General features: G+C 58.2%; 9 protein-coding genes. All 9 read left to right on the forward strand.

Annotation, left to right across the window (positions count from 1 at the left end):
- Positions 1-255: 255 nt before the first annotated feature.
- Entirely contained in the window at positions 256-2,013 is a 1,758-nt protein-coding gene (locus IDH44_RS00635) for an ABC transporter ATP-binding protein (protein WP_190913720.1), read from the forward strand.
- A 39-nt stretch (positions 2,014-2,052) separates the two neighbouring features.
- On the forward strand, positions 2,053-3,888 hold the full coding sequence (locus tag IDH44_RS00640) for an ABC transporter ATP-binding protein (RefSeq protein WP_190913722.1): 1,836 nt from the start codon (positions 2,053-2,055) through the stop codon (positions 3,886-3,888).
- 229 nt (positions 3,889-4,117) lie between these two features.
- Positions 4,118-5,155, forward strand: a complete 1,038-nt coding sequence (locus IDH44_RS00645) for an ABC transporter substrate-binding protein (protein WP_190913724.1) — start codon at positions 4,118-4,120, stop codon at positions 5,153-5,155.
- Between the two features lie 18 nt (positions 5,156-5,173).
- A complete protein-coding gene (locus IDH44_RS00650) occupies positions 5,174-6,502 on the forward strand; it encodes an NtaA/DmoA family FMN-dependent monooxygenase (protein ID WP_190913726.1) in 1,329 nt (442 codons plus the stop codon).
- Positions 6,499-8,148, forward strand: coding sequence for a helix-turn-helix domain-containing protein (locus IDH44_RS00655; RefSeq protein WP_190913728.1), 1,650 nt, complete (start codon positions 6,499-6,501; stop codon positions 8,146-8,148). The genes IDH44_RS00650 and IDH44_RS00655 overlap by 4 nt, the downstream gene beginning before the upstream one ends.
- Positions 8,149-8,261: 113 nt before the next feature.
- Positions 8,262-9,659: an extracellular solute-binding protein gene (locus IDH44_RS00660; RefSeq protein ID WP_190913730.1), complete on the forward strand. Its 1,398-nt coding sequence runs from the start codon at positions 8,262-8,264 to the stop codon at positions 9,657-9,659.
- Between the two features lie 509 nt (positions 9,660-10,168).
- Positions 10,169-11,842, forward strand: a complete 1,674-nt coding sequence (locus tag IDH44_RS00665) for an extracellular solute-binding protein (protein ID WP_223869249.1) — start codon at positions 10,169-10,171, stop codon at positions 11,840-11,842.
- A 129-nt stretch (positions 11,843-11,971) separates the two neighbouring features.
- Positions 11,972-12,859 carry an ABC transporter permease gene (locus IDH44_RS00670; protein ID WP_190913827.1) on the forward strand — a complete coding sequence of 296 codons (888 nt, stop codon included), beginning with the start codon at positions 11,972-11,974 and terminating at the stop codon, positions 12,857-12,859.
- Positions 12,860-12,872: 13 nt separating this feature from the next.
- On the forward strand, positions 12,873-13,751 hold the full coding sequence (locus IDH44_RS00675; protein WP_190913732.1) for a carbohydrate ABC transporter permease: 879 nt from the start codon (positions 12,873-12,875) through the stop codon (positions 13,749-13,751).
- Positions 13,752-13,781 lie beyond the last annotated feature (30 nt).

Genomic DNA, 13,781 nt, shown 5'->3' on the forward strand with positions numbered 1-13,781 from the left:
TTCTCCATAACACGCGACTGCTGAGCCAGATGCTGGGAGTGGCTGGGCTTTCGATGCAGAAAAGCAGGAAGTCGGCTGCATCTCCAGCCTTCGCTAGGGATAAAAACAAGCTTCCGTGTTTGTGTCAAGTTTCGCTCAAATTTAAGGCCAGGCGGTCTAAAATGGCCGAAAATCCGATTTGTACTGTGCCTCCGATCAAACTATACTTACAACTTGAGATCATTCGAGCAGATGACCGGTCTGGAGGGACATACGTTGGAAACGTTCAAACGACTCAAACAGTTTTATTGGCCCTATCGAAAATACTTTCTATGGTCTGTCGTCAGCCTGCTTTTCGCCACCATCATGACGGTCAGCTATCCGCTCATCCTGGGCTTCATTGTGGATGAGCTCATTTTAGGGGATCGTCAGGATCTTATCGGGGTTACGGTGGCCGGTCTGGTACTGGTGATGGTGCTCAAAGGGTTGTTTCAATACTTGCAGCAATACTTGGGGGAACTGTTCGGCATCAACTCGGTGTACGAAATGCGCAATCGGTTGTATCAAAAATTGCAGTTTCTGCCGTTCCGCTTCTACGACAATGCCCGGACCGGGGATCTGATGTCCCGGCTCGCGCAGGACGTGGAAGCGTTCCGTTTTTTTCTGGCAATGGGCTGCGCCCAGATTCTGAACTTCGTGCTGCTGACTGTGTTCGGATTCGGCGTCATGCTGTACCTGAACGTGCCGCTGGCGCTTGTCACATTAGCCGTCATGCCGCTGCTGGCCATCGTCGTGTATCGCTTCGACCGCAATGTGCATCCGGCCTTCCTGGAGATCCGGCGTTCGCTGGCGCGGCTGACGACGAAGGTACAGGAAAATGTGAGCGGCATGAATACGGTCAAGGCGCTCAGCAAAGAAAATTATGAAATCGACCGCTTCGTCGATCTGAACAACAATTATCGGGACAATCACATCCATACGGCCGTCATCTGGGGGCGCTTCTTCCCGGTGATGGAGCTGATCGGCAACATCTGCGTCGTGCTGCTGCTCGCTTACGGAGGCTGGCTCGTGGTGGATGGCCGGATGGAGCCGGGCGAGCTGCTGGCCTTCTTCAGCCTGATCTGGTTCATCGTGATGCCGCTCATGCAGATCGGCTTCGTGCTCAATACGTACTCCCAGTCCAAGGCGGCGGGCGAGCGGCTGCTGGAAATTCTCGACGAGCGCGAGGAGATTCGCAACATCGAGCGTCCGCTGCGGCCGGAGCGCATCCAGGGGCATGTCACCTTCGAGGGCGTCTCGCACCGCTATCCGGGGGAGAGCGAATGGGCGTTGCAGGATGTAAACCTTGACGCGCCCCCGGGCACGGTCATCGGCATCATGGGGGCCACGGGGGCGGGCAAGACGAGCATCACCCAGCTGATGGCGCGCTTCTACGAGCCGCAGCAGGGAACGGTGCGCGTCGACGGCCATCCGGTGCGCGAGTACGACCTGCAGCGGCTGCGGTCGAGCATCGGATTCGTGCTGCAGGAGCCATTCTTGTTCTCCGCTACCATTCGGGACAATATCGCCTACGGGAATCCCGAGGCGACGATGGAGGATATCGTCGATGCGGCTCGGCGCGCCGACGCCCACGGTTTCATCCAGGAGCTGCCGGATGGCTACGACACGGTGCTCGGGGAGCGTGGGGGCGGCCTGTCCGGCGGGCAGAAGCAGCGGCTCTCGATCGCGCGGGCGCTGTGCGTCAATCCGAGCATTCTCATCCTCGACGACGCCACCAGCGCGGTCGATATGGATACGGAGCTGCGCATTCAGGCGGCGATGCGCGAGGTCATGCGAGGCCGTACGACCTTCATCATCGCGCACCGGATCTCCTCGGTGAAGCATGCCGACGAGATTCTCGTGCTGGAGGAGGGCAAGATTGCAGAGCGCGGCACGCACGAGCAATTGATTCGACATGTCGACGGCGCCTACCGCCGCATCTATGATATCCAGTTCCAGGATCGCGAGGCCGTCCTGCACGGCAAGGCGATCTGACCATGAACAATTCGGGATTCATTCAGAAGGAGTGCGACCATGAGCGACGAAGCGCGTGAGATTTATCACGAGGGATTCGATCCGAGAAAGGAACGCTTCGCGTATCCGAACGATCGGGTGATGGAAAAGCCGTTCAACTGGAGCCAGATGGCGCGGTTGTTTACGTATATGAAGCCTTATTCCAAAACATTGCTGCCGCTGGCGATTGCCGCCATGCTGGTGGCGACCGCGGTGCGGCTGGCCGTGCCGCTGATCATCTCGCATGTGCTGGACAACGTGGCGCTGGCGGGCAATCTCAGCTTCCTGTGGAAGCTGGTGCTGGCGATCGGCATCCTGTACGTGCTGCAGTGGCTGGGCAACCGCTACCGCATCATCTGGATGAACAAGCTCGGGCAGAACGTCATCTACGATCTGCGCAAGCATCTGTTCTCGCATATCCAGCGCCTGTCGCACCGCTTTTTCGGGGAGCGATCGGCGGGCTCGATCCTGGTGCGGATCACCAATGACATCAACTCGCTGCAGGAGCTTTTTAGCAACGGCATCATCAATCTGCTGACCGATGTGGTGATGCTGCTCGGCATCGTCGTCATCCTGGCGATCATGAGTCCGACCCTGACGCTCGCGGTGCTGGTGATCGTGCCGATTATGTTCTTCCTGTCGGTCAAGCTGCGGCGCGCGATCCGGCGCGCATTCCAGCAGGTCCGGCTCAAGCAGTCGCGCCTGAATTCGCATCTCAACGAGAGCATTCAGGGCATCCGCGTGACGCAATCCTACACCCAGGAGCAAGCCAATATGGGCTTTTTCCAGCGTATGAACCGCGACAACTTCGAGGGCTGGCGCATCGCAGTGCGTCGGGGCGCGATGTTCCGTCCGCTCGTCGAGATCACCGGGGCGATCGGGACGGCGACGCTCGTGCTGCTGGGCATCTATTTGTATAATCGGAATATCATCGAGCTGTATGTGTTCGTGGCCTTCGTGCTCTATCTGCCGCAGTTCTGGGAGCCGATCGCGCGGCTTGGGCAGATGTACAATCAGCTCTTGATGGCGATGGCCTCCTCGGAGCGCATCTTCGAGTTCCTGGACGAGCGCTCCAATGTCGAGGAGAAGCCGGATGCGGCCGAGCTGCGCGACATTCGCGGCGCTATCCGCTTCGAGGACGTGGAGTTCTCCTACGATGCCAAGCGGATGGCGCTGCATCGCATCAATCTGCAGGTCCAGCCCGGAGAGACGCTGGCGCTGGTCGGCCATACCGGCTCGGGCAAGACGTCGATCGTCAACCTGGTCTGCCGCTTCTACGATCCGACGGCCGGCCGGGTGCTGATCGACGGCCAGGATCTGCGGGACCTGTCGCTGGAGAGTCTGCGCAGTCAGGTTAGCATCGTGCTGCAGGATACGTTTATTTTCTCGGGGACGATCATGGATAACATTCGCTTTGGGCGGCCGGACGCCACCGACGAGGAAGTGAAGGAGGCGGCCAGAGCGGTCGGCGCCGAGAAGTTCATCCTGCGACTGATCGATCAGTACCACACCGAGGTGGAGGAGCGCGGCAGCATCCTGTCGATGGGCGAGAAGCAGCTGCTGTCGTTCGCCCGCACGCTGCTCGCGGATCCGAAAATTCTGATTCTCGACGAGGCGACGGCGAGCATCGATACCGAGACCGAGATGATTATCCAGCAGGCGCTGAAGCGACTGCTGAAGGGACGCACGGCGATCATGATCGCGCATCGGCTCTCGACGATTCGCGATGCCGACCAGATCCTCGTGCTCGATCACGGCCGCGTCATCGAGAAGGGCAACCACGAGGAGCTGATGCGCACCGGCGGCGAATATTTCAAGCTCGTGCGCGCGCAATTCAACGTGCTGGACGCGGGTTAGAATGCAGCAAGGCTGACCGACTCGCGGCTCGTCTGAACACGCCGGACTTCCGGGCAACACGCGGGAGTCCGGCTCATTTGAAATGTATACAAAGAAAACTTGGATGAGATGTCGCATTTGTCCTGTATCAGGATGTCGGTTATAACGATTGCTGCAAGCGGATCAACATCTTATAATTGATAATGATATTCTTTATCAATTATAAGATGCAAGGGAGAGACACATCCAGATGAACAACCGGTATTGGCGTTCTGCGCTTTGCGTGTTGCTGGGCATATTGCTGGCGCTGACCACCGCTTGCAGCTCCGGCAATATGAGCGATGCAGGCGAAGGGCAAGGTCAAGAGAGTATTGGAGGGAGTAGGGCAGACAGCAACGACGGACAAGCTGGGGACGGGACCGTAGAGCGGGGCGAGGACGTGACAGCCGCCACCAAAATGGTAACGGATGCGATGGGGCGCGAGGTCGAGATCCCGCGTGATCCCCAGAATGTCATCGCCTTGTGGACGGTGGGCGAGATGCTGGCGCTAGGGCAGAAGCCTCTGGGAACAAGCGAGAATTTGCTGCGCTTTTATTCGGAAGAAGAGCGTGCCGGCATTGCGATTGTAAGCAACGGGACGACGGGGGATTACGAGAAGGTGCTGGCCATGAGCCCCGATTTGATCATGCTGAGCGCGCGCGTAACGGAGGAGGTCATCGCCCAATACAGTAAAATTGCCCCGACCGTCACTACGCCGTTTTACGGCGACCCGATTGAAACGTTCCGCACGGTTGCTGATCTTTTGAATAAATCCGATGAAGCGGAGCAATGGTTGGCGACCTATGAGGCCAGGGTTGAGGAGAAGCGGCGCAAGGTTGCGTCTTTGAAGTTGTCCGAGCAATCGGCGCTCGTCATTCAATTTGCGCTAAAAAACATTTACATGTACAGGAGCAGCACCTTCCCTGTTATTTATCAGGACTATGGCTTCCAATTGACGGCCAAGCAGGAAGAGCTGGAACAGGCTCCTGATTTTGGGAGCTACCAGCTAGCTGAAGAGGCGCTGCCGGACTTCGCAGCCGACCATATCTTCGTGATCGTCAACGACGACGAGTCGAGGCCGGTATACGAAGAACTGATGCAAAGAGCGGTCTGGAGCGGTCTGCAGGCAGTCCGGGATGGACAGGTCTATCTGATTGACAATCGTCTGTCGATTAATGACGTGACCACGATGGATTGGGCGCTCGACGAGGTCGAGCGTCTGCTGGAGTCGCACGGTCTAATGGATTAGACGAACGGGAGGTCCTCCATGAAAAAGCAATTAAGGCTGGCGACGACGCTGATCGCGCCTGGAGCCACAAGCGGGCTCTGGCGGCATCCGTCACATCAAGTCGGGCTTAAGCTATCCGACTATGTCAGGATGGCCCGGCATGCGGAAGCCGGGAAGCTGGATTTTTTGTTTCAGCCGGATCAATACCGGACGGCCGGCACGACGCCCGATGAATTTCGCCATCATGCCCAAGTCGGTATGGAGCCTGTGACGTTGCTTTCCGCGCTTGCAGCCGTGACCGAGCATATCGGGCTGGCGGCTACTCTGTCAACGACCTATCACGAGCCCTATCACGTCGCTCGTATGATGGCGTCCCTCGACCATTTGAGCGGCGGGCGAGCATCCTGGAACATTGTCCATTCCAGGGGGGACCACGAGGCGCATAATTTCTCGATGGCCCATCGTCCGCCGCCGGAGGAGCGTTCTGCGCAAGGGACGGAGTTTGTAGATATTGTCAAGCGGCTGTGGGACAGCTGGGAGGATGAGGCGATCCTGGCCGACAAGAAGAGCGGTGTCTACGCCGATCCGGACAAGGTGCATGTGCTGAATCATGAAAGCAAGTGGTTCAGCGTGAAAGGGCCGCTTAATGTGGCGCGTCCTCCGCAGGGCCATCCGGTGCTCATCGAGGCGGGGCAATCCGAGCGCTTCATCGAACGTGCTGCCCGGCATGCGAATATCGTCTTTACGATGCTGAATCGGATGGACCAGGCCCAGTCTTTTTACCGGGCGTTGAATAACCGATTGACTGCATTCGGGAGACGGCCGGGCGATCTGCTGCTGATGCCGGGACTGACTTTGTGCGTAGGGCATACGGAGGCGGAAGCGCATCGCAAAAAACAAGAACGGGAAAGACTGGCGCGCCATCCTATGCGACTGGACTTGCTGTCGTACTGGATTGGACTGGACGTGCAGGCCTTCGGTCTCGGGCTGGATAGTTCGCTGCCCGATTCGCAGGCGGTGCCGGAGCGCCACCTGTACCGGGAGCGCAAGGCGATGGCCGATCGGCTCGGTCTTGTAACGGTGCGAGAGCTGGTTGAGGCGGTAAAAGAGAACCAGGGGCATTTGAGCATTACGGGCACTCCGGGGCAGATCGCCGATACACTTGGACAGTGGCTGGCCGAGGATGCCGCCGATGGCTTTATTTTCATCCCCGGGCTTTTGCCGGACGATCTGGACGACCTGGTCGAGCTGGTTGTTCCTGAGTTGCAACGCAGGGGCATTTTTCGCACTGCTTACGAGGGACGACAGCTCCGCGCGCATCTGGGGATAGGGCGCCCGGCCAACGGGTTCAGCGGGAGGCAGTCGTGACGGTGTGGGCGGATGGCGTGCCGTATATTCCGTCACAGACGGTGTACGGCATGTTCAGTATGCTGCGCTCTACGCTTGCGGCAGGCCAGACGCTGCCTCTGGAGACGGGCGAGAGGCCGGGACTGCTCATTGTTGTCGAGGGCAGAGGCGCAGTTGCGGATCGTCGCTTGCTGCTGGAAGCCGGGGACAGTTGGCTGCTCGAGCCCCACGCCAGGGTCGAGCTCGAGATTGTAGCGGGAGGTCGTCGGCTGTGCTGCTATTTCCTCGTAATCTGCTCGATGTCTGCGTCGGGCGTTGCGATCGACGCGTTGTCGCCTGGTGGAGCTGCATACTGGAGCGGACCGCGGCGCATCAAGCCGACGGCGGGCTTTTTGCGGGAGGTGGATGCCCTGTACACGGCGGCCGAGCAAGGCGGCGCCTGGTTGCAGCAATTCAAGCTGCAGCTTCAATTTCAATCGCTCCTCTACAGGCTGCTGGCATGGGATGTTCCGCGAGAGTCCGAGCAGGATTCGCTCGGTGCAGTTCGTGATTCCATTGCCTTTCTCCAAGCCCATTATGATGAGGCGATCACAGTTGCGCAACTGGCAGGGCGTCTGAATCTCAGCAGTCGACAATATACCCGGTTATTCAAAAAACTGACCGGCAAAACGCCGATCGAGTTCTTGAACGAATACCGCATCAATCGATCGAGAGAGATGTTGCTTCAGAGCAATGTACCGTCGCATCATATATCGAGCAAGATCGGCATGAAGGATGTCACATACTTCAACCGCAGATTCAAGCAGCTCGTAGGCTGTTCGCCAAAAGCGTATGTACGCAAGCGTGATCTGGACACCAGAATCGTTACGCTCCATTATGCGGGAGAAATGCTGGCGCTGGGCATGCTGCCGCTAGCATCGCTTGAAAACGGATTGCGGCAACTGCAGCCTGGAGCGCCCGCAATCGACAGCATCGGCTACGACAGCTGCCGGAACGATCGGGTGAATGCGCTGCGCCCGGACTTGATCATTGCTTCGGATTTTGTGAACCGACAGGAATTGGCGGCGCTGGGGGATGCGGCTCCGGTCATCATTATTCCATGGGATCAGAATGCCTTTGACCGTCTGCACAGCGTAGCGCGAGTCCTGGGCAAGGAACGGGAGGCCGAGCAGTGGCAGAAGCGCTACTTGCGGCGACGCCACGCGGTGCATCGTGCTTGCCGGGGGCTGCCCCACTGCACCGAAAGTGCGGCAATCGTTCGTTTGGAAAGCGACCGGGCCTGGGTGCATGCTGCTCGTTTCTTTCCGACGTTCTATGAGGTGATCGGCTTTCGACCGACGCCCCTGATGACGGTCACGACCGAGGCGGATCCGGCGATACGCCGTACGCAGGTACCGCTGCACCGGATCGAGGAGATGGAGGCGGATCGGTTGTATATTGTGGAAGATGACGGTCCCGCATTTGCGTCCAACATGGAGCGATTGTGTCAGACGGACGGGTGGGAGAGGATCAGCGCTGTTCGCAAGAGACACGTATATAAGCTAGCACAGTGCGGAATCTCGAATAGCGCGTATACGCTGGAATGGCAATTGCGCGCGGTATCGCGCTTAATCGATCCGAGGCGTACCGGCCTCCGATCCGAGGCGCTCGTGACACCGCTGCTGTAAATGCGGGGCGCCGTTCCGTGACGGTTGCATGTCGTGCCCGATTGACAATCCTTGTTCCTTCCATCAGAATAGATGCTGTGATGTAAATCTGATAGATACAGGGTGAACAATACATGAATCATAAACCAGGGCGGAAATCGTTTCGGGAACGGCTGGATCATTTCGTCAATAAGCTGCGTACCGATATTTTAAGCGGCGTGCTGGCGCCGGGGGACTATTTGCCCGCGGAGAGCGCGCTTGCCAAGCAGTTTCAATTAAGCAACAAGTCGGTCCGCAAGGGGCTGGAGGGGCTTGTGGAAGAGGGGCTGATTCGTAAGATCGACCGGGTCGGCAACGTCGTGCTGGCACCGGACCAGGAACGGATCCGCATTCATTTCGGATTCAGCTCGACGCTGTTCAAGGATTTCCTGCTGGACGATCTGATTGCCGAGTTCCACCGGCTCAATCCCGGCTTTCATGTGCTGCCCCTGGCGCTGCGCGATTACGATTCCGTCAGCACGGGCGTGGAGCTGATTCAGAACGGGATGCTGGATGTGATCTCGCTCAACAGCTCACAGTTCCAGGAACTGGCCGAGCTCGGCGCGGCCGACTTGCTGGAGGAACTGGAGCCGGCACCGGGGCTTTACCCGATTGCGACCGAAGCGTTCAGCGAGCGCGGCCGTCTGCACGCCTACCCCATCTCGCTGTCGCCGGTTGTCCTGTGCTACAACCGCCGGCACTTTCAGGAGGCCGGCCTGCCCGAGCCCGACAGCTACTGGACATGGGATGATCTGATTGCGTCCGCCGAGCAGTTGTCGCAGGCGCGGGGCCGCCATGCCGTTTATTTTCCGCCCGCCTCCGACAATCGTTATTCGGTTTTTTTGCTGCAGAGCGGCCTTACCGCCGCGGTGGATTCGGCAGGAGCGGCGACCTTGTCCGCAGAGACGGCTTACAGCCTCGAGGTGTACAGCAGGCTGGTCAACAATCATCGCATTTTCCCCAAGTACATGGCCGGGAGCTACGAGGACGAGACGATCCCGCTGTTCGTGAGCGGGCAGGTATCGATGATTCTGACGACCTACTTCAACCTCAATGAATTCAAAAATCTCGAGCTGGACTACGATCTCGCGCCGCTGCCGACCTTGAAGCCAAGACAACCGCAAAAAACGCTGCTCGTCACCATCGGCGCGGCGGTCGCCGGCAATTCCCGGGAGAAGGAGGCGGCGCGGCAGTTCGTCCGGTTCCTTGCTTCGGAGGTGGCGCAGAAGCTCATTCGGGAGCGCACCGTCAGCATCCCGGCGCGCAAGCGCGAGGCGGAGATGACGCCGGGCGGCGCGCTCAACCGGCCGTCGCGTTATCTGATGTACCGCGAGCTGTTTCCGACTTTCTTTTATCACCGCGACCTGGGCGTGCCGATCGGCGTGCTCAAGAGCTTCCGCAAGCTGCTGAACGCATATTGGTCCGACATGATGGACGAAGAGGCGCTGTATGCCGCCATGGGCGGCTTGATTGGGGAGCATCGCGACAATTGAAGGCATCTATGCCCTCGTTCGGCGGCTTCGCGCGCAAGGTGCGAGAACGATGAAAGAACTGCAGAACTCATGATCGTGATGTACCGTCAGGTATCGTTTGCAAGCCCGACTGCGCCGCAAAAGGCGGTGTAGTCGGGCTTTTTTTGTGCGCTTGGCATGGATGAGTGGATGGGCGACAGAAAATGAAAACGATTGCGTTAACTTACATAACGCGAAATGCCAAAATGTTGTGACATGTGTATTGACAGCTGCTCGGCGGACTTTTATAATATGTACATCAGATGTATATCAGATAGGGGGTATCGACTGATCTCAATAGGAAAAGTAAACCAATTGGAAATCAGATAGTAAGACCTTAAAGGTTGAGGTAATCATTTCTGGCGAGATTCAATTGGGATAACAGGCATGAATTTGAATTCCGCACGCTTTTCGTTTTTTGTCCTGATGTACAGCTGATGAATTGTTAACAGGGTGTGAGGTTGGGAACTACCATTTTAGGGGGCTGAACCATGAAAATTGCGCAACGATTTCCGGTAAAAATGCTGTCGTTAGTCCTGCTGTTGGCTCTGGTGCTGTCCGCTTGCTCCAATTCTGGCGGCAACAACGGCAACGGCGATGCTGCTCAGAGCAACGGCGGCAACGCGTCGGCGACGGACAACGCGTCCGAAGGGGGCGCGGATACGCGCGATGTCGGCGGACTGGCGGTGCCGATCGTCCAGGATCCGCTGACGCTCACACTATGGTCGCCGAGCGGCGGCAACTTCCGGGGCACGAACTTCAACGAGAAGCTGTCGTTCCAGCAGATGGAGGCGAACACGAGCATCCACATCGACTTCCAGCACAGCACGGATGCCAGCGCCGAGGCGTTCAGCCTGCTAATGGCCTCCGGCCAACTGCCGGATATCATCTATAGCGACGCGTGGGGGACGGAATCCAGCAAGTACGGCAGCCAGGGCGCGTTGCTCCCGCTCGAGGAGCTGATCGAGCAGTATGCGCCCAACTTCAACAAGATTCTGAACGACTACCCGGATGTACGGGGACAGATTACCTCGCCGGAGGGCCATATCTACTACCTGCCCAATCTGGTGCTGGATGCGGAGAACCTGACGCAGATGTTCCCCCAGATTCGTCAGGATTGGCTGGAGCAGCTCGGCCTGGAGATGCCGACGAGCACGGACGAATGGTACGAGGTACTCAAGGCATTTCGCGAGCAAGACCCGAACGGCAATGGCGAGCAGGACGAGATTCCGCTCGTGACGGTCAGCCTGGAGAACATCATGATGCTGTTCGCTCCGGCATTCGGTGTAGAATACGGCTTCTTCGTCGAAGACGGCCAGGTGAAGTACGGCCCGGCCGACGAGCGGTTCGAGGATGTCGTCACCTATTTGAACAAGCTCTATAGCGAGCAGTTGCTCGATCCGAACTATCTCGTCGATACGACGTTCCAGACCTTGACCGAGAAGGTGACGACCGATGTCGCAGGCGCATGGTTCGGCTGGTCCGGCTCGTACATGGGCAACTTCACGACGCTGATGGAGGGCAAGCACGATACGTTTGCGCTCGCGCCCGTCCTGCCGCCGGCCGGGCCGGACGGCACGCAGCGCCACGTCTCGTTCCGCTGGCAAGCGGGTCCGCACGGGCTGGCGGTCTCCTCCCGCACGGAGCATCCTGAGGAGGTCATCCAGTGGCTCGACTATCAGTACTCCGAGGAAGGCATCCTGCTCAACAACTTCGGCGTGGAGGGCGAATCCTACGACGTGGTGGACGGCAATCCGATCTACAAGGAAGCGGTCACCAACCCGACCAACGGGCTGACCAATACGCAGGAGCTGCTGAACCACACGATCGGCGGCGGCAGCTGGGCGACGGTGGCTGACCCGCGCTACGCCGAGCAGATCCGGATCGCCAACGGCCAGACGGACAATCCGCTCGAGCTGTACAGCGACTATATCGACTTCGACGCCAAGCTTCCGCCAGTGCAATTCTCGGCCGAGGAGAGCGCCGCGGTCGTGCCGCTCATGGCGGATATCCAGACGTATGCCGCCGAGGCCGTCAACGCTGCGATCATGGGACGCGACCCAGTAGGGAATTATGATCAGGTCATCGAGCAGTTGAACAAGATGGGGATCGAGGAAGTGCTGCGCAATTATCAGACGGCTTACGACCGTTTCAAGGGGAATTAACACCTAGATTGCAATAAGGGGACGGGGAGCGCGCGCTCCCCCGATTCCCCGGAGGAGGCCGTCATGGCACAACCGGCAAGGGCCGTCCAACCGGCGGCAAAGCGGCCGCGCCTGGCGCGCGGGCGGCGCATGTACGCCAACCGGGGCTTGTATCTCATGCTGCTCCCGGTCGTCGCGTACTTCCTGATCTTCGAATATAAACCGATGTACGGCGCGATTATCGCTTTTAAACAGTTCAACGCGTACGCGGGAATCGCCGATAGTCCGTGGGTCGGATTTCAGCATTTTGAGCGTTTCTTCGAGAGCTACTACTTCTGGCGCCTGCTCAAAAATACATTTTTGCTCAGCTTGTATTCGCTGCTGTTTATTTTTCCGGCTGCGCTCGTATTTGCACTGCTGCTCAACGAGCTGCGGCACAAAAAGCTGAAGTCGGTCGTGCAGACGATTTCGTACCTGCCGCATTTTATTTCGCTGATCGTCATTTGCGGCATGATCATCGACTTCACGAAGCCGGGCGGCATTATCAACAGCGCCTTGCTCGCGCTCGGCGTGGTCGACAGCCCGATCCAGTTCCTGATTCTGCCGGAGTGGTTCCGCACGATCTACGTCGGCTCCGGCCTGTGGCAGAGCGTCGGCTGGAATTCGATCATCTATCTGGCCGCGCTCTCGGGCATCAATCCGAGTCTATATGAGGCGGCGGTCATCGACGGCGCGGACCGATGGAAGCAGCTGCTGCACATTACACTGCCCGGCATCCTGCCGACGGTGCTGATCCTGCTCATCCTGAATATCGGACAGTTGCTCAATATCGGCTGGGACAAGATCATCCTGCTGTACAATCCGAGCACCTATCCGACGGCCGACGTCATCTCCACCTTCGTCTACCGGCGCGGCATCATGGAGGCGGACTACAGTTTCTCGGCAGCGGTCGGCTTGTTTAATTCCGTCATCAATTTTACGCTGCTGCTGGCGGCCAATCGCATCAGCCGCAAGGCGACGAAGACCAGTCTATGGTAGGGGAGGGCACGACATGGTAGTAAAACGAAGCGTTGGCGAAATCGCGTTCGACAGTCTCAACGTGCTGGCCATGCTGGCGGGCGCCTTCCTGTTCCTGTACCCGATGTGGTACGTGCTGGTGTCCTCGCTCAGCGATGCGTATGCGATTGCCGCGGGGCGGGTGCGTTTTTGGCCGATTGGCTTTAATCTGGATGCCTACAAGCTCGTGTTCGAGGATGCGCAGATCTGGACAGCATACCGCAACACGCTTTTGTATGTGGCAGGCGGCACGCTGATCAATCTGGTGCTGACGACGCTGGGCGCCTATCCGCTGTCGCGCAGCGGGCTGGACGGACGCGGGTTTATTATGGCATTTATTGTGTTTACGATGTTTTTCAGCGGTGGGTTGATCCCGATGTATCTCAATGTGCGCGAGCTCGGCCTGTACGATACCCCGTGGGCACTGCTGCTGCCCGGTGCGATCAGCGCGTTTAACCTGGTCGTCATGCGTACGTTTTTTCAGACGATACCGGACAGTCTGGTGGAGTCGGCCAAGATCGACGGCGCCGGTGATTTTCGTATTTTATTACGGATTGTTCTGCCGCTGTCGCTGCCCGTGCTCGCCGTCATGACGCTGTTTTACGCGGTGGCGCATTGGAACAGCTGGTTTGCGGCGATGATTTATTTACAGGATCGCAATCTGTTTCCGCTGCAGCTCATCTTGCGCGAGATTCTGATTCAGTCGTCCGCGCAGAACATGCTGACCGGAGCTTCGCAGGACGAGGTATTCCGGATCAGCGAATCGATCAAGTTTGCCACCATTATCGTCGCCACGCTGCCGATTCTGATGATCTATCCGTTTTTGCAAAAGTACTTTGTCAAAGGCGTGATGATCGGCGCATTGAAGGAATAAGGGCAGGCGAATGCAAGGCGCAATCGCCGC

It is taken from the genome of Paenibacillus sabuli (genome assembly GCF_014705605.1).
GTDB lineage: Bacteria > Bacillota > Bacilli > Paenibacillales > Paenibacillaceae > Paenibacillus_D > Paenibacillus_D sabuli.